The organism is Sanguibacter sp. Z41_6 (assembly GCF_059621145.1).
Genome location: NZ_JCAQIF010000001.1, coordinates 962,727 through 980,570, shown reverse-complemented (window position 1 = coordinate 980,570; position 17,844 = coordinate 962,727). Strand labels below are relative to the sequence as shown.

The following is a 17,844-nucleotide window of genomic DNA, read 5'->3' as shown; positions in this document are numbered from 1 at the left end:
GCGCACCTCCGGGTCCCGCCGAGCCGGGTCGTCGCCCGTCAGGCCAGCATGTCCCGCACCATCGGTATGACCTGGGTCCCGTACAGCTCGAGGCTCGACATGAGCTGGCTGTGCGGCATGTGGCCGTTGGCGTACTTCATGTCGAGGCGGTCGAGGTCCATCGCCTGCACGCTGCGCACGATCTTGCGCGCCACGGTCTCGGGCGACCCGACGAAGTAGGCGCCCTGCGGTCCGGCGGCGGCCCGGAACTGCCCCTCGTTCATGGGCCGTCCACCCCGCTCGCTCGCGACGGTGTTGAAGGCCTTGCCCATCGTCGGCCAGGCCTCGGCGAGGGCCTGCTCGTCGGTCTCCGCGACGTGCCCGGGCACGTGGACGCCGACGGGCAGGGACTCCTTGCCGAACTCCCCCAGGGCGCGTCGGTAGAGGTCGGTGAACTGCCGGAACGCGACGGGGTCACCCCCGATGATCGCGAGCATGAGCGGTAGGCCGTACCCGGCGGCGCGCACGGCGCTCTCGGGGCTGCCGCCGACGGCGATCCACGTGGGCAGGAGCCCGTGCTCGACGTGCGGGAACACCTCCTGGCGCTCCAGCGGCCGCCGCGTGCTGCCTTCCCACGTGACGGGTTGCTGCGCTCGGACGGCCATGAAGAGGTCGAGCTTCTCGGCGAAGAGCTCGTTGTAGTCGGCGAGGTCGAAGCCGAACAGGGGGAACGACTCGGTGAACGACCCACGGCCGAGGATGACCTCGGCGCGCCCGTCCGAGACGGCGTCGAGCGTCGCGAAGCGCTGGAACACGCGGATCGGGTCGTCCGAGCTCAGCACGGTGACGGCGGACCCGACCCGGATGCGTCCGGTCTTCGCGGCGATGGCGGTGAGGACGACGTCGGGGGTGGAGATCGCGTAGTCGGCGCGGTGGTGCTCCCCGATCCCGATGACATCGATGCCGACCTCGTCGGCCAGGACCCCCTGCTCGACGACGTCCCGGATCACCCGGGCATGGCTGTGCGGTGTGCCGTCGGGCGCGAAGGTGGTGTCGCCGAACGTGTCGATGCCGAACTGCAGTCCTGTGCTCATGGTGCTCTCCCTCATCGGTCGCCTCACCCCAGAGTAGTTGAGAGTTCAACTAATCGCGCGCCATGTCTCCCACGTCACAGTCTTGGCTGCCCAGACCCCTCATAGTCCGCCGCCACCTGGCCGATCGGAAGGGCCAGGGGGAAGTCAAGGACGGTTTCCAGGACCCGTGGTCCGGCGCCGTCCGCACACCACGAGCAGTCGGAGGCTCCATGTCCCGCCCAGATGTCCGGATCGGTGGGGGCGCCGTCCCCTTCGAGACGGCACGCACGTTCGTCCACCGGTACCTCAACACACCGCAGGACCACTGGGCCTACCCCGCGTACGACGCCTACCCCGGCGGGCCGTCCGACGCGATCACCGAGCCCGACCTCCTCGCGCCGTCGCTCCTCGGCAACGCGCTCCCGAACATCGCGGCCTACGACGCGCTCGTCGCCAAGCTCCCGGCGATCAACGCCGTCCTCGGCGCCATCCCGCTCGAGACGTCCCTCGCCGGCGCCACGTACGACGAGATGAGCCTCGTCGTCGACGTCTTCGCGTTCCTCGACACCCACGCCATGCCCGGTGTGCGGATGGCCCTCTTCTCCACGATCCTGCACCGCAAGCGCCCGCGCCTCATCCCGCTCTACGACAAGCACATCGCCCGCTGCTACGTCGACCTCGACGGTGCGCCGATCACCCGCGACGACAACCGCTCCTTCGCCGCGTTCGCCCAGCTGTGGCTGCGCGCCGTGCAGCGCGACCTCGACAGCCAGTTCGACACCTGGGCCGAGTTCCAGACCCTCACGCCCACCGACGGCCCACCGATCAGCGCCCTGCGCGCGCTGAACATCGTCGGCTGGAAGATGGGATCGACGGCGCAGCCGTTCTGAGATCCATCGAGCAGTCGTTCTGACCGCTCGCCGGGGCGGGCGTCCGCGGCCATGATGGTCGCAGCGCCCGCCACCCGGCCGGGCCCGAGGAACGGAGACCCGTGGCGTACAGCACCCCCCCGATCGTCGAGGACGTGCCGGACAACCTCCGTGGACCCCGCTCGAGGACGGTCCGCTCCGCTGACGCAGAGGTTCGGTTCCGGCGCCGTGTCACCCGGATCGAGGGCCTGACCATCGCGTCGTGGTGCTCGGAACCCGACCCGGGCCACACGCCCACGGCACGTCCTTTCCTCCTCGTGCACGGTCTCGGCGTCTCGGCCCGCTACTTCCGCCCCCTCGCCGCCCGTCTCGCCCGGCACGGCGTCGTGCACGCCATCGACCTCGCCGGCTTCGGCTCCTCGCCCCGCGTCCTGCGGGACGTCGACATGGCCGCGCACGCGCGCGTCGTCGGGGCGTACGCGCGCCACCACGGGCTCGAGCAGCCGGTGCTCGTCGGTCACTCCATGGGCGGGCAGGTCGTCGTCGAGCTCCTCGCCAGCGACCCGACGATCTCCGACCTCGGCATCCTGCTCGGCCCGACCGTCGACCCCGAGGCGGACACGATGCTCCAGCAGGGCCTACGCCTCGGCCTCGACTTCCTGCGCGAACCCCCGCGCGTCGCGCTGACGATCCTCAGCGACTACGTCGTCCGCTGCGGGGTCCTCCACTACGGCCGGCAGCTCAAGCACCTGCTCCGGCACGAGACGGAGCAGCGCGCGACGCAGGTGCGCGCGCAGCTCGTCGTCGTGCGGGGCGACCGGGACCCCGTCGCTCCCCTGCGCTGGGTCCGCCGTCTGGCCGACGCCGCGCCCCGCGGCGAGGTCCTCGAGGTCCCCGGCCCGCACGTCGTCATGTCCTCCGCGACGGAGGAGCTCACCCGGATCGTCCTCGAGCGGAGCCGGAGCACGCCGTGAGGTGGCGCGGGCGGCCCCGGTCCGTCTCGCACCTCCGCTCGTGGGCGCTCGACTACCGGTACGCCCTCGCCGTGCAGGGCGGCCAGGTGGCGGCGCAGGTCGCCGCGCTGGGCCGGCGTCTCCCCGGGCGGAGCCCGCGCCTCCCCGCGCGGAGCCCGCGCCTCCCCGGGCGGAGCCGGCGGCGGCGTCACGAGGACCTCACCTCCGGGACGCGGGCACCGGTCGTCCTGCTCCCGGGCGTCTACGAGACGTGGACGTTCCTCGCCCCCGTGGCCCGCGCGCTGCACGACGCCGGGCACCCCGTGCACGCGGTCCCCGGGCTCGGCATCAACCGGCTCCCCGTCGCCGACGGAGCAGCCGTCGCCGCACGGCTCCTCGACGAGCTGGACCTGCACGACGTCGTGCTCGTCGCCCACAGCAAGGGCGGGCTCATCGGCAAGCTCATGATGGTCCGCGAGGGCGAGCCGCGGCGCATCCGCGGCCTCGTCGCGGTGAACACGCCGTTCGGCGGGTCGAGGTACGCGACCTACCTCGTCGGCCGGACGCTGCGGGCGTTCGCGCCCAACAACCCGGACCTGCTCGACCTCGCCGCGCAGGCCGACGCCAACGCCCGCATCACGTCCGTCTACGCGGAGTTCGACCCGCACATCCCCGACGGCAGCGCCCTGGCCGGTGCGACGAACGTCGAGCTCCCGCTCGCCGGCCACTTCCGGCCGCTCGCGGATCCCCTCCTCATCGACACGGTCGTCCAGGCCGTCGCCCGCACAGCGGAGTGACGTGCCCGCCGGGGAACGGGCTCCACGCGCCTGGGCCCCGCTCCCCGACGGGCGGTGTCAGACGACGTCGCGGCGACGGAACGCGAGCCACGCGATCGTCACGAGGACCACGAGGATGGCGGTCAGCGTCACCGCACCCTGCGTGAGCGACACGGACCGCTCGACCCACTCGCACACACGCTCCCCGGCGACGACGCTGCAGTCCTCCGTGCTGTACCGGGCCTCGCCCTCGGCCAGCGCCATAAGGTTGAGCCGCAGGAGGTACGGCTGGAGACTGTCGACGAGCGACCCCAGCAGGCCCTCGACCACCACGACGTACCCGATGACGATCCCGATCGCCGCGGCGGTGCTGCGCACCAGCGCCCCGAGCGCGGCACCCATCACGGCGCTCCCGACGACGAGGAGCAGGACGCGCAGCCCGCTCGCGGCGACCTCCGACCAGACGTCCGAGGTCATCGACCCCACATGCCCGTTGAGCGAGTAGGCGAGCCAGGCCGCCCCGATCGTCACCGCGAGCAGCGCGAACGCCACGGGCAGGGTCGCCGCCGCCGCCGCGCCCATCTTGCTGAAGAACACCCGGGTGCGGCGCGGCTCGAACGTCAACCAGTTCCCGATCGAGCCCGTCGTGAACTCCGCGGCGACGAAGCCCACGCCCACGAGCAACGCTGCAAAGGCGATCGGCAGCGCGAGGATCGGCAGGATCCCGGGTGCCTCCTCGGCGAACGTCGGCGGCTGCCACGTGTAGTACTCGAGCCTGGGCTCCATGTCGTCGCACCCGTAGTCCGCCGACGGGTCCACCTCCTGGGTGAGCTCCTCCTGCTCCCGGCAGTCGGCGATCCGTTCGTCCTTGTTCTCCTCCCAGTCCTCGAGGTCCAGCTCGAACTGGGCCTGCGCCATCGCCAGGTCTGCCTCAGGAACGGGCCGGGACCCCTCCCACAGGCTGAAGACCGCCAGGGCGACGACCGCCAGCACACCCAGGGCCGCGACCCGGGTGAGACGACGACTGAGGAACCGGTTCGTCTCGACCCGCAGGAGCCGCATCACAGCGCACCCCCCTCGGTCTCGGAGTGCCTCGGCGCAGGGCCGCCCGGGGGTGGCGGCGACCCGGTGCCCGCACCGTGCGGCAGGTGCGTGCCGGGACCCTGGCCCGCGGTGAGGTCGAGGAACACGGACTCGAGCCCGGCGCGCACGGGCACGAGCTCGTTGACGTACAGCTCGTGGTGCGCCAGGCGCCGGGTGATGTCCGCGGCGTCGGACGCACCGTCGACGACGAGCAGCCCGCCGTCCGCGCGGACCGTCAGCCCGGCATCCGTGAGCACGCGCGACGCCGCTGCGAGATCAGCGACACCCACCCGCACGGTGAGCGCGGCGTGCGCTCCGGCACCGATGATGTCCGCGACGGTGCCGCTGGCGAGCAGCTGGCCGCGGCCGATGATCGACACGGTGTCCGCGACCTGCTCGACCTCGCCGAGGATGTGACTGCTCACGAGCACCGTCTTGCCCCGCTCCGCCAGCCCGCGCATCGTCGTGCGGATCTCCCGGATCCCCGCAGGGTCGAGGCCGTTGGTCGGCTCGTCGAAGATGAGCAGGTCGGGATCCTTGAGGAGGGTCGCGGCGATCGCCAGGCGCTGCTTCATGCCCAACGAGTACGTCCGGTACGTGTCCTTCGCACGGTCCGTGAGACCGACGTCGTCGAGCACCTTCCCGACGGCCGCTGACGGCGCACCGATGGCGCCGGCGAGGAGCTCGAGGTTCTTGCGGGCGCTGAACGTCGGGAAGAACTTGGGCTGCTCGACGATCGCCCCGACCCGGTCGATGACCGCCGGGAGCGCGTCGGGCACCTGCTCGCCGAAGATCGTCATGGTTCCCGAGTCCGCACGGATGAGTCCGAGCAGCATGCGGATGGACGTCGTCTTGCCCGAGCCGTTGGGCCCGAGGAACCCGTGCACACCCCCGAGCGGCACATCGAGGTCGAGGCCCTGGACGGCGACCTGCCGGCCGTGCCTCGTGCGGTAGGTCTTGCGCAGCCCGCGCGTGCTCACGGCGAGGGTCGCCGGGTCCACGTCAGGCGCCACGAACGTCGTCCTCATGCGTTCTCCCAGGTCAGCGGCACGTGCCGCCGCGCCAGTGCGCCGCTGACCGTCGTGCCAGTGGGAGCCTAGCGACGGGCGCAGCGCACTGTCTGTAGTCCTCTGGGGGGACTCGTCTCAGCCGGACGACGAGGATCCGCGGCCCGCCGGGGCCGTCGGACGGACGACCTGCGACGGGCTCGCGTTCCTCGCGCCTGGTCCCGCGCTAGGGCCTGCGGCGCCCACGGCGGGCCACGACGACCGCGCCGACACCCAGGACGAGCAGGGCCAGACCGGCGGCGAGGAGCAGCTTCGCCTCGACGCCCGTGAACGCGAGCGGGCCCGAGGGAGCCGTCCTCACCACGGGCGCTTCGGCCTGCGGCCGGGGAGCCGTGCTGACCGGTGGCGGGTCGAGGGGCGCGACAGGCGTCGTCTCGACGGGGACGACGGCCGCGGTGACCCCGAGGACCGCCGCGTCCGTGTAGAAGCCCCCGAACGCGTTGCTGAAGAACGCCCGGTAGACGCTCCCGTCGTCCCCGACCGCAGCCGTCAGGGTGAGCACCGGGGACGTGGCCCCCGGGACGTCCGTCCACACCCCGTCGACGTTCCGTTGCCACTGCACGGTGGGAGCGGGGTCGCCCGTGGCCGCGGCGAGGAAGCTCGCGTCGGCCCCTGCGACGACGGTGGTGTCCTCCGGGTGGGTGACGACCTGGACGACGGTCCCGGCCGCCGACTCGTCGCCGGCGGCCTGGTCGGCGACGAACGACGCGACCCAGGACATCGCGGAGTTCCAGTTGACGGTGATCTCGTTCGTCGACCACGACTGGATGTCGTCGACGTAGCACGCCTGGGGGGCGCACATGCGGCCCGGCCCGTACAGGCCGCTGATCACCGGGTCCCACGTCCCGGCGTTCGAGTTCGGCCCACCGGACACGGACCCGCGAGGCGGGTTCGGCAGGGACGGCTCGAGCGAGTGGGAGAACCACCGGCTGTGCTGGTTCTGGGAGTACACGTCTCCGTAGCCCGTGATGTACGACGTGTTCAGGGCGTTGCGCCCGAGGAGGTAGTCCATGGCCTCGAGCACGCCGTCGGCGAACCGCTGGTCGCTCGTGAGGTCGAACGCGGTACCCAGGACCACCTGGTTGTTGAGGATCGCGCTGTTGGAGCCCCAGTCGTAGATCCCGTCCACGCCCGGGTACGCCGTCCCGAACGGCTCGTCCTGCTGCCAGGCGAGGTACCGCTCGGCTGCGTCGACGACGCTCTGGCGGATCTCGGTGCGTCCCGGGATGTCGGACTCGACCGTCGCGAGGTCGAGGCGCCCGAGCGCCGCGGTCTCGAACCAGTTGAACCCGCCCGCCGTCCAGATGTCCGCGGTGTTGTGCTCGCTGGCGAGCACGTGGTCCTCGAACTCCTGGTCACCGGTGGTGAGGAACAGCTCGGCTGCGGCCCAGTAGAACTCGTCACCGACGGAGTCGTCGTCGTACGGGCCGCTCCCGGGGCTCGGGTCCGCGTTGGGCGCGGGCGCGAACAGGTCCGGGGCCGCCAGCGCTGCGTCCCACGCGACCTCGCCCGCGGCGAGGAGGTCCGCCGCGAACTGTGCGTCGTAGTCCGCCCAGAGCCGCGCACCGTGCGCGGCGACGGCGGCGAAGTTGAGCGTCGCTGCGGTCGACGGGCGGTGCAGGTAGCGCGCCTGCGGGTCGTCGGACGGCAGGAGCGGCAGGCCCGTCCAGTCGGCGTCGGCGACCTTGTGGTGCACCATCCCGGCGTACATCGTGGCGTCCGCGGGGACCTGCATCTTCATCATCCACTCGAGCTCCCAGCGGGCCTCGTCGAGGGGGTCCGGGACGCCGTTGCTGCTCTCGTCGAGCGGGATGTTCAGGGTGCCGTCGCCGAGGTCGGCATCAGCCCCGGTCGGGCTGTAGAGGGTGCGCTCGTACGTGCTGAGCACCTGGGCGACGGCGATGCCGCCGTTGACGACGTACTTGCCGTGGTCGCCCGCGTCGTACCAGCCGCCCGTGACGTCCGCGACGTAGTTGCACGTCCAGTCCCCGTACATCCAGTACTCACCCTCGGTGGCGGGCGTGAGGCAGGGGACGCCGACGTCGCCCTGGTTGGCGCTGCCCGCGCCCAGTGCACCCACGTGACCCGCGGGGCGGGTGTACTCCTCGGCGTCCGGCTGCCCGACCATGACCGAGCCGTCGATCGCGATCCCGCTGCGCGCGGGGTAGAAGTAGTTGAGCGCGTCGTACCGCAGCTGCTGGTAGATGTCCGCGTCGATGACGAACGGGTAGCTCTCCTCGCCGTCCGCGACGAGCGTGTACGTGCCGGGAGCGCTGATCGCACTGAAGTCGATCTCGTGGACGTTGAGGCCCGCGGTCTCGTCGACGCCGGCCGGCGTCGACGTGCCGGACCCGGCGAGGTCTCCGGCGTCGTCGCGAAGCTCCCACGCGAGCGCCTCGGTCGCGTCGGTGACGAGCGTCGCATGCTTGGGCCCCTCGGGGAGGTAGCCGACCTGGTTGACGCGCACGCGCAGCCCGGTCTCGGGCGTGTAGGGCTCCGCCACGGTCCCGCTGCGCAGGGAGACGTTGTCGAGGCAGAACGTCCACGGCGCCGATGCGCCGCCCACCTGGAAGGCCACCTCGCCCGTCGGCGGGTCCTCACCCTCCGCCTCCGGGAAACCGGCCGCGGCGGTGAACGTGTACTCGTACGACGTCAGCTCGTCGGTGAGCGTGGGGTTCTGCTCGTTGATGATGTCGTACGGCGGGTCGTCGTCACCGACGACGACCCGGACGGGCCGTCCCGTGGACGAGCTTGCGTCGAAGGACACCGTGTAGGTGGTGCCCGGCTCGATGGTGATGCCGCTGACACCGACGATCTGGTCCCACCGGTTCGTCGTGCCGGGCTCGAGGTCGACGCACAGGGCGCCGTCGACGACACCGCGGCTCGTCGCGCCGGTGCCGGTCACGTAGAACGGCTCGGCTGTCCCGTCCTCGAAGTCACCACCGACGACCTGCTCGGTGGACGCGCTCGTGATCGAGAAGTTGTCGATGCAGAGGGTGTACGGCTGGGCCTGCGCACCGAGCTGGAGAGCCACGTTCCCCGTCGTGGTCGTCCAGTCGTCGGCGAGCGGCGACTGTGCGTCCTCGCTCGCCACCGGCCAGTCCGCGGGCGAGAAGGTCACCTCGACGGGCTGCGGGGTCGGCGTTCCGTCGAGGACGACCTGGCTCTGGAACACGGCGGGGTACGCCGGGCCACCCTGCAGCGGGATGGTCACGGCGGCGCTCGCGTGGGCGTCGAACGAGACCGTGTAGGTGAGGTCGCGGTCGTAGGTCACGCCGTCGTGCTGGGCGGCGATGTCCCACGGGTTCTCACCGCCCGCGACGTCGACGCAGAGCTCCTCGTCGACGACGGACGCCTGCGCGGACCCGGAGTTCGCGTACGTGAACCACCCCTGGGCGTCACCACCTGCGAAGTCGTGGACCGACTCGACGGGGCTCGCGAGGGCTGAGGGGGTCGTCAGCGTCGCGAGCACGAGTGCAGCGAGGGAGGCACCCCCGATCCGGGCGGGGTGCGCGCGAAGCGCCTGGGGCAGGGAAACCACGATGTCTCCAAACGATGATGAGAGCGCTCCCAGGCCGGGCATCGTCGCACGGCGGAGAACAGAACATCTGCACGCTAACAGCAAAAATCGCCCATGGATATAACCGGAGGCGCTTCCAGTCCCCGGTCGACGGTCTCGCACCAGCGGCCGCCGGACACAGCACGAGGCCGCCGCCCCTCCGGGCGACGGCCTCGTGCTGTGTCTCGTGCTGTTCCCAGGCGACTACAGCGTCGCGGACCGCCGGCGGTGCCGGGCGACGAGCGCCGCGCCGCCACCGGTCAGCAGCAGCGCCAGCAGCGCGGCCTGTGCTGCCTCGGCGCCGGTGAACGCGAGGAACCCGCCGTCCGAGGTGACCGGTGAGGCACCGACGCCCGCGCCGAGGGGGGCGTCGACGTCCGCGCCGGGGGCAGCGCCTGCGCCACCGTCGGTGCCGCCGCCCGTGCCGGGAGCCGGGGCGACCGGCGTCTCGGAGACGACGAGCGACGCGGTGAGCTGCGTCCCCGTCTGCAGGCCCGTGAGCACCACCGGGTACTCCCCGGCAACGCCCGGCGCCGTGAGGTCGAACGTGGCGACGCCGTCGATGACGTCGGCCTGCCCGATCGGCTCGCCACCGATCGTCGCAACCACCTGCCGGTCACCGTTGAGCGCGGACGTCGACGCGGTCACGGCCTGGCCGGGGGCGGCAGGCGACGGGTCGACCGCGATCGTCGCCGCTGCACTCAGCGCCGCGAGGTCGCCGTCGAGCCCCAGAGCGTTCATCGTCGTGAAGAACGTGTCCGTGTCGTCCGTGAGGCCGGCGACGTTCGCAGCCCCGGGCCCGTACGCCGCGATCGGCACCGAGGCGCCGGTGTGCTGCTGCGAGCCGCCCTCGGGCGAGGTGCCGTAGGCCACGATCATCTCCTGGCCCTCCTCGGTGAGCAGGTGGGTGCTGAGCCCGGGCGGGGTGGAGCCGACGATCTGGCTCGAGTGCGAGTGGTCGGCGGTGATGACGACGAGCGTCTCGCCGTCGGCCTCAGCGAACGCGATCGCTGCCTGGACGGCCTCGTCGAGCTCGAGCGTCTCGCCGATCTGCCCGCACGCGTCCGCGGCGTGGTCGCGCTTGTCGATGCTCGCGCTCTCGACCTGGAGGAAGAAGCCCTCGTCGCCGGCGTCGAGCAGGTCGATGGCCTTGTCGGTCATGGTCCCGAGCGCCGTCGCCGGGTTCCAGTCGGGATTCTCGGTGCAGCTCACGGCGGGCAGGTCGCCGCCGCCCTCGGTGGCGGCGGGTCCGACGTAGCGCACGGGGAAGTTGCCCCCCGTGAAGAGGCCGAGGACGGGAGCCGTCTGGTCGGCGGCCGTCACGCCGGCGAGCGCCGCCGGGTCGGTGAGGTACGTATAGCCACGGTCGGCCGCCTGCGCCTCGAGGGTCTGCCCGGTCCACGGGCCGCCCGCGGCGGTCTCGCTCATCGTGGCGTTGCCGCCACCGAGCACGACGTCGGCACGTGCGTCGAGGAGCTGCTCCGTGATCGAGCCGAGGCCCCCGTTCTCCTTCGCGAAGGAGGGGCAGTTCTTCGTCGTGGCGGTCGGCCCGTAGCACCCGCGCTTGTTCACGTGCGCGAAGAGCGCGGCGGGCGTCGCGTCCTGGATCTCGGAGGTCGACACGTTCCCGGTCCGCAGCCCGTTCGCCTTCGCGATCTCGAGGAGCGTGTCCTGGGGTGTGTTCGCGACGTCGACGGACAGCGCGCCCGTGTACGTCTTCGTCCCCGTCGCCCAGCCGCTGGCCGTGGAGGCGGAGTCCGGCACGTAGTGGACGTCGCCCTCGGGCGTGAGGTCGAACGTCGTCTTCTGACCCGTGACCAGCAGCGGGTCGAGACCGGGCAGCGTCCCTGCCGCACCCCGGGCGTAGTTGCGGGCGACGGTGATCTCCGACGCACCCATGCCGTCACCGATGATGAGGATGACGTTCTTGGCGGGGCCGTCGAGCAGCGCGGCCCGGACCGCGTCGGTCTTGTCCCCGTCGTTGCGCACGGCACCTCCGTGGTCGCTCTCGGCGGCGAGGGCGAGGGACGGCACGGACACGAGGCTCAGCGCGCTCACGGCGACGAGGGAGAGCCGGACGGCCCGCCCCCTCTTGCCAGCAGTAATAGCCATGATTCCTTCCGAAGCGTGGTCGTAGCGGCCGCATCTGGGGCCCGGACCAGACAAACCCAGACGAACGACGCGTGGATGAACGCAGGGTGAGCAGCGTCTGGCAGGGGGACGACGGGACAGTGCGACGACGAGGCAGCGCGACGACGAGGCAGCGCGACGACGGGGCAGCGGCCGGCCTGCGTGTCGCCACCCCGGCGCACCTACCCTGGACACGTGCCCTCCTCCACACGTGACCTGGCCATCCGGCCCGCCCGCACGAGCGACCCCGCCGAGGTCGACCGGCTGTACGAGATCTGCCTGCGCACCGGCGCCCACGGCGGTGACGCGACTGCACTCACCGAGCACCCGCGGCTCGTCGGCGACGTCTACCTCGGGCAGTACCTCGCGCTCGAGCCCGACCTGGCGTTCGTGCTCGTCGCCCAGCGGGGCGGGCGCGACCAGGTCCTGGGGTACGTCGTCGGCGCGCGGGACTCGGCGGCCTTCCACGACCTCCTGGTCGAGCGATGGTGGCCGGGCGTCCGCGAGCGCTACCCGGCGTCGGGCACCTGGACCGCCTTCGACGCGGACCTCGTCGCGACCCTGCACCGCGACGAGCCGCCGCCCACGGTTCTCGACCGCTACCCGGCGCACCTGCACATCGACCTCCTCCCCGCCGCACAGGGCGGCGGTCACGGGTACCGGTTGCTCACGGCGCTGTTCGACGCGCTGCGCGGGCTCGGCGTGCCCGGCGTGCACCTCGGTGTCTCGGCCCGCAACCCGCGCGCGGTGCGCTTCTACGAGCGGGTCGGGTTCGAGGTCCTCGAGTCCGACGTGGACGGGGCGCTGCTCGGCCTGGCGCTCGGGCCGTAGGCGCTCGGCTCGGGCCGTAGGCGCTCGGCTCGGGCCGGCGCTCGGGCCGTAGGCGCCGAGGGGCGGGCGCAGCGGTGCCGGTACAGCGGTGTCGGACCGCCCCCGTATGGTTCGGGGAACGGCAGCCCGCCGACCTGAGAGGCCCTTTCGTGTTCGTTCTGGATGACGTCCTCGTGTGCAGCGCGACCGACCTGGCGCTCGCCGCCACGTGCGAGTTCGCGCTGCTGCGCACCCTCGACGAGCGGTTGGGACGGTCGACCGACGCCACGGTCCGCGCGGTGGACGCGATGCTCGAGCGCACCGCGGCGCTGGGTTTCGCGCACGAGAAGCGCGTGCTGCAGCGCCACCTCGAGACGTTCGGTCCGCACGTGCCCGGCGAGGCCGTCGTCGAACCGGCCGGGGACGCCGGCGCTGGGCGTGGCGTGGTCGCAGGCCGTGGGGTCGTCGTCCTCGAGAGCGGTGGCGCGCCGGAGTCCGTCGCGGCCCTGCACCGTGCGCACGAGCGCACCGTCGCGCTGCTGCACGACGGCGCCGACGTCGTCTACCAGGGACTCCTGTTCGACGGCCGCTTCATGGGCCGGCCCGACTTCCTCGTCCGGGAGCCCGACGGCTCGTACACCGTCGAGGACACGAAGCTCGCGCGCCGCGCCAAGGTCACCGCGCTCCTGCAGATCGCCGCGTACGCCGAGCAGCTCGGCGCCGCCGGCATCGAGGTCTCGCCGCACGTGCGGCTCGTGCTCGGTGACACGAGCGTGTCCGAGCACGCCCTCGCCGACGTCGTCCCCGTCTACCGCGAGCGCCGCGCCCGCCTCGAGGCCCTGCTCGACGAGCACCGTGCCGCGAGCGGACCCGTGCGCTGGGACGACCCGCGCTATCTGGCCTGCGGGCGGTGCGAGGTGTGCCAGGTCGAGGTCGAGGCCCACCGGGACCTGCTGCTCGTCGCGGGGCTGACCACGGTGCAGCGCACACGGTTGCGTGCCGACGTCGTCACGCCGGACGGCACCCTGATCCCGGGCCTCCGGACGATCGAGGACCTCGCCGCGAGCGACCTGGAGGTCGCGGGCATCCCCTCCCGGACGCTCGCGACCCTGCGCCGGCAGGCGCAGCTGCAGGTCGCGCAGGACGGCCGGCCACCCCACCCCGACGGCACCCCGGACGTCCGCGCCGTCGTCGTGAGCACGGTCCCGCTCGCCGCCCTGCCGGCACCCGACCCGGGCGACATCTTCTTCGACTTCGAGGGCGACCCCCTGTGGGCTGCGCCCGGGTCCGGGGAGTGGGGGCTCGAGTACCTCTTCGGGCTCGTCGAGGGCGACACCGGGGAGTTCCGGGCGTTCTGGGCGCACGACCGCGTGGAGGAGGAGAAGGCGCTGCTCGACTTCTTCGCGTACGTCCGCGAGCGCCGGGCCGCGCACCCGGGGATGCACGTCTACCACTACGCGCCCTACGAGAAGACGGCGCTCGGCCGCCTCGTGGGCCGGTACGGCGTGGGCGAGACGGACCTCGACGACCTGCTGCGCCACGGGGTGCTCGTCGACCTCTACTCGACCGTCCGGCAGGGCATCAGGGTGTCCCAGCCGTCGTACTCCCTCAAGAAGCTCGAGCCGTTGTACATGGGCGACGACCTGCGCAACGCCGAGCTCGCGACGGCCGCCGACTCCATCACCGAGTACGCACGGGCCTGCGACCTGCGCGACCGCGGCAGGGAGACCGAGTACCGCGAGGTGCTCGACCTCATCGCCGAGTACAACGCCTACGACTGCCGGTCCACGCGGGGCCTGCGGGACTGGCTCCTCGAGCAGGCCGTGGCGCACGGGATCACCGTCGGGGTGACTGACACGGGCGCCGAGCCCGTCGCCGTGGAAGAGCCCGACCCGGTGAGCACCGCGCTCCTCGCCGCAGCCGCGCCCACCCGGGACGACGGCGCCCGGACCTACGACCAGCAGGCGTTCGCGATGCTCGAGGCCGCCCTGGGCTACCACCGGCGCGAGGACAAGCCGTTCTGGTGGGCCCACTTCGACCGGCTCACGGCACCGCCGGACGAGTGGGCGCAGACCCGGGACGTGCTGCTCGCCGAGGACGCGAGCGTGAGCCGCGACTGGTTCAAGGAGGGCTCGCAGCGGTCGTTGCGCCGTGAGCTGCGGATGGTCGGCAGGCTCGCGACCGGCAGCACCATCGGGCCGGGCGCGAGCGTCTGGTGCATCTACGACGCGCCCGTCCCCGACGGCCTCGAGGTGCCGCCGGGCGCCGTCCGGCAGGTGACCGGGTCCTCGACCGTCGTCGTCGTGGAGACCGACGAGCAGGGCCGCGACGTCGTCGTGGTGGCCGAGGTCCTCAAGAAGGGCCTCGAGCCCTACTCCGAGCTCCCGATGGCGATCGGGCCGGGCAGCCCCGTGCCCACCGGGCCGCTCGAGGTCGCCGTGCGCGAGATCGCCTCCGACGTCGTCCGGCGTCTCGGCCACACCGGGGAGCGGGACGCGCATGCTCTCACCGCGCACCCCGGGCTGGACATCCTGCGGCGCCTGCCACCGCAGCTCAAGGTCGACGCGCCGCTGCCCGCCGTCGGCGAGGGTCCGAGCGCATACATCAGCGCGATCACCGACGCGGTCCTCGACCTCGACCGCTCCTACCTCGCGGTCCAGGGTCCCCCCGGCACCGGCAAGACGTACGTGGGGGCGCGCGTCATCGAGCGCCTCGTGAAGAAGGGGTGGCGCGTCGGCGTCGTCGCGCCGTCCCACTCCGCGGTGGAGCACCTCCTCGACAAGGTCGTCGAGGCCGGGGTGCCGCCGTACCGGGTCGGCAAGGAGATCCGCGACGACGACCCCCGCACGTGGACCGTGATCGGCGCCAAGAAGCAGGCGAAGTTCATCGCCGACCACCGCGGCCACGGGTTCGTCGTCGGAGGGACCGCCTGGGACTTCACGAACCTCAAGAAGGTCGAGCGCGGAGAGCTCGACCTCCTCGTCGTCGACGAGGCCGGCCAGTTCTCGCTCGCCAACACCCTCGCGGTGTCCGTCGCGGCACACAACCTCCTGCTCCTCGGCGACCCCCAGCAGCTGCCCCAGGTGAGCCAGGGCAGCCACCCGGAGCCCGTCGACGGGTCCGCGCTGGGCTGGGTCGCCGAAGGGCACGACGCCCTGCCCGCGGACCGCGGCTACTTCCTCGAGCGCACGTGGCGCATGCACCCCGACCTCTGCGGACCCGTCTCCCGCCTGTCCTACGACGGCGCGCTGCAGCCGCAGGAGACCGTCACCGCTGCGCGCCACCTCGAGGGTGTGCCGCCCGGGGTGCACCTCGTCGAGGTGGAGCACACCGGGAACTCCGTCGAGTCCGTGGAGGAGGCCGAGGAGGTCGTCGAGCAGGTACGACGGTTCCTCGGGCTGCCGTGGACCGGCGGACCCGACGCGGGAGCGCGGCCGCTCACCCAGGACGACATCCTCGTCGTCGTCGCCTACAACGCCCAGCGTGCGCTCATCGAGAGCGCCCTGCGCGCGGCGCGGCTGGGTGGCGTCCGCGTCGGGACCGTGGACAAGTTCCAGGGCAAGGAGGCGCCCGTGGTCATCGTGAGCATGGCCGCGTCCGACGTCGCGGAGGTCCCACGGGGCATGGGGTTCCTGCTCTCCCGCAACAGGATCAACGTCGCTGTGTCACGCGGGCAGTGGGCGTCCGTCGTCGTGCGGTCCCCGCGGCTCACCGACTACCTGCCCGCGACGCCCGAGGACCTGTGCCAGCTCGGCGCCTTCATCGGGCTGTGCGCGGCCGGCCGGGGTGCACGGACCGGCGCCGACCCGGCACCGGTTCCGTGACCCGGCGGTGACGGGCTCTGACCTCTGGTGAAACTCCTGCGGCCGAGCACTAGCGCTGTCGCCCGATCCTGTGTAGTGTCAGGACCGAAGTTGCAGTGCCTCTTATGTCTTTGCCGCACACGGGCCAATGCCCGCGGATCTTGTTCTTCAAGAGTTGACGACGGAACACCGTGACGTACGGCCCCGACAGGCGGGGTCGACTGATCACTCTTGAAGGAGATCACCATGACTGTTGGAACCGTGAAGTGGTTCAACGCCGAAAAGGGCTTCGGCTTTATCGCACCCGAGGACGGCAGCGCCGACGTGTTCGCGCACTACTCCGCGATCGCCTCGAGCGGATACCGTTCCCTCGACGAGAACCAGAAGGTTGAGTTCGACGTCACGCAGGGCCCCAAGGGCCCGCAGGCTGAGAACATCCGCCCCCTCTGATTCTGATTCGCTGATCACGGCGGTCTCGACCACGTGATCGCAATCTGAGTCCTCCACAGATGCCCCGGGCGCCATGCCCGGGGCATTTGTGTATCCTCCCGGCTCCACGAAGCCGTACGCCGACCACCCTTGAGCCCGAGCGAAACTCACCGGTTGGCTGAACACGCACCACCCTGCGCTCACCGACTCCCCCCGGAGACTCCATGAGCGCAACGCTCACCCCGCCCAGCCCGTCCGCACAGTCCCCGCGCGTCCGCGCCGTGAGCGACTTCGCGGAGCTCAGCCGCCGTATCCAGGAAGCCGGCCTCATGCGCCGCCGCTACGGGTACTACTGGGCCAAGCTCGTCGGCATGGTCGCCGTCTACGCGGCCCTCATCACCGCGTTCATCATGATCGGTGACTCCTGGTGGCAGCTCGTCACCGCCGTCGTCGCCGCCGTCGTCATGACGCAGGCCGCGTTCCTCGGTCACGACGCAGCGCACCGCCAGATGTTCAAGTCCGGCAAGTGGAACGAGTGGGTCAGCCTCGTCGTCGCGAACCTCTTCGTCGGCCTGAGCTACGGCTGGTGGCAGCACAAGCACACCAAGCACCACGGCAACCCCAACAAGGACACCGTCGACCCCGACATCGACCTCCCCATCCTCGCGTTCACGCACGAGCAGGCCGCCTCGCGCCGCAACCCCGTGACACGCTGGTTCGCCGCGCACCAGGGCTGGTTCTTCTTCCCCCTGCTCCTCCTCGAAGGCCTCGACCTGCACTACCAGGGCCTCAAGCGCGTGCTCGGTCGCGAGCCCATCGCGCGTCGTGGCACCGAGATCCTCTTCCTCGGCTCCCGCCTCGGTGGTTACGTCGCCCTCGTCTTCCTCGTCCTCTCCCCCGGCAAGGCCGTCGCATTCATGGCGCTGCACCTCGCCCTCTTCGGCCTCTACATGGGCGGGTCCTTCGCGCCCAACCACAAGGGCATGCCGATCGTCCCCAAGGACATGAAGATCGACTTCCTGCGCCGCCAGGTGCTCATGAGCCGCAACGTCACCGGCGGCCGGTTCATCGACGTCGCGCTCGGCGGGCTCAACTACCAGGTGGAGCACCACCTCTTCCCGAGCATGCCGCGCATCAGCCTGCGCCACGCCCAGCCGATCGTCTCGGAGTTCTGCGCCGAGAAGGGCGTGACGTACACCGAGACGGGGCTCTTCCAGAGCTACGGCATCGTCATCCGCTACCTCAACCGCGTCGGCCTCGGTGACCGTGACACGTTCACCTGCCCGCTGGTCGCCGCGTACCGCTGACCTCCG

12 protein-coding genes are annotated in these 17,844 nt (G+C 71.8%); 7 read left to right on the top strand and 5 right to left on the bottom strand.

Annotation, left to right across the window (positions count from 1 at the left end):
* Window positions 1-38: 38 nt before the first annotated feature.
* Complete coding sequence (locus tag AC54T1_RS04605; RefSeq protein ID WP_496911191.1) at window positions 39-1,073, bottom strand: LLM class flavin-dependent oxidoreductase; 1,035 nt, start codon at window positions 1,071-1,073, stop codon at window positions 39-41.
* Between the two features lie 209 nt (window positions 1,074-1,282).
* On the opposite strand from AC54T1_RS04605, the gene AC54T1_RS04600 reads away from it, so the two are divergent.
* The 3 genes from AC54T1_RS04600 (at window position 1,283) to AC54T1_RS04590 (ending at window position 3,671) form a co-directional block, all read left to right on the top strand.
* Window positions 1,283-1,942, top strand: coding sequence for a DUF6308 family protein (locus tag AC54T1_RS04600; RefSeq protein ID WP_484344146.1), 660 nt, complete (start codon window positions 1,283-1,285; stop codon window positions 1,940-1,942).
* A gap of 101 nt (window positions 1,943-2,043) precedes the next feature.
* Window positions 2,044-2,895 carry an alpha/beta fold hydrolase gene (locus tag AC54T1_RS04595; RefSeq protein ID WP_496911190.1) on the top strand — a complete coding sequence of 284 codons (852 nt, stop codon included), beginning with the start codon at window positions 2,044-2,046 and terminating at the stop codon, window positions 2,893-2,895.
* Window positions 2,892-3,671 (top strand): esterase/lipase family protein, encoded by a 780-nt coding sequence (locus AC54T1_RS04590; protein ID WP_496911189.1) that lies wholly within the window; start codon window positions 2,892-2,894, stop codon window positions 3,669-3,671. Before AC54T1_RS04595 ends, AC54T1_RS04590 begins: the two co-directional genes overlap by 4 nt.
* A 57-nt stretch (window positions 3,672-3,728) precedes the next feature.
* Here AC54T1_RS04590 and AC54T1_RS04585 read toward each other — a convergent pair whose 3' ends face one another.
* The 4 genes from AC54T1_RS04585 to phoA form a co-directional block, all read right to left on the bottom strand.
* Window positions 3,729-4,712: a DUF2705 family protein gene (locus AC54T1_RS04585; protein ID WP_496911188.1), complete on the bottom strand. Its 984-nt coding sequence runs from the start codon at window positions 4,710-4,712 to the stop codon at window positions 3,729-3,731.
* Window positions 4,712-5,761: an ABC transporter ATP-binding protein gene (locus tag AC54T1_RS04580; protein WP_496911187.1), complete on the bottom strand. Its 1,050-nt coding sequence runs from the start codon at window positions 5,759-5,761 to the stop codon at window positions 4,712-4,714. Before AC54T1_RS04580 ends, AC54T1_RS04585 begins: the two co-directional genes overlap by 1 nt.
* A gap of 205 nt (window positions 5,762-5,966) precedes the next feature.
* Window positions 5,967-9,341 (bottom strand): glycoside hydrolase family 9 protein, encoded by a 3,375-nt coding sequence (locus tag AC54T1_RS04575; protein WP_496911186.1) that lies wholly within the window; start codon window positions 9,339-9,341, stop codon window positions 5,967-5,969.
* 222 nt (window positions 9,342-9,563) lie between these two features.
* A complete protein-coding gene (phoA, locus tag AC54T1_RS04570) occupies window positions 9,564-11,471 on the bottom strand; it encodes an alkaline phosphatase (RefSeq protein ID WP_496911185.1) in 1,908 nt (635 codons plus the stop codon).
* Between the two features lie 213 nt (window positions 11,472-11,684).
* On the opposite strand from phoA, the gene AC54T1_RS04565 reads away from it, so the two are divergent.
* The 4 genes from AC54T1_RS04565 to AC54T1_RS04550 all read left to right on the top strand — a co-directional run bounded on the left by AC54T1_RS04565 (window position 11,685) and on the right by AC54T1_RS04550 (window position 17,838).
* Window positions 11,685-12,320, top strand: a complete 636-nt coding sequence (locus tag AC54T1_RS04565; protein WP_496911184.1) for a GNAT family N-acetyltransferase — start codon at window positions 11,685-11,687, stop codon at window positions 12,318-12,320.
* Window positions 12,321-12,469: 149 nt separating this feature from the next.
* Window positions 12,470-16,123 carry a TM0106 family RecB-like putative nuclease gene (locus AC54T1_RS04560; RefSeq protein WP_496911183.1) on the top strand — a complete coding sequence of 1,218 codons (3,654 nt, stop codon included), beginning with the start codon at window positions 12,470-12,472 and terminating at the stop codon, window positions 16,121-16,123.
* 225 nt (window positions 16,124-16,348) lie between these two features.
* A complete protein-coding gene (locus AC54T1_RS04555) occupies window positions 16,349-16,552 on the top strand; it encodes a cold-shock protein (RefSeq protein ID WP_042437666.1) in 204 nt (67 codons plus the stop codon).
* 203 nt (window positions 16,553-16,755) lie between these two features.
* Window positions 16,756-17,838: a fatty acid desaturase family protein gene (locus AC54T1_RS04550; protein ID WP_496911182.1), complete on the top strand. Its 1,083-nt coding sequence runs from the start codon at window positions 16,756-16,758 to the stop codon at window positions 17,836-17,838.
* Window positions 17,839-17,844 lie beyond the last annotated feature (6 nt).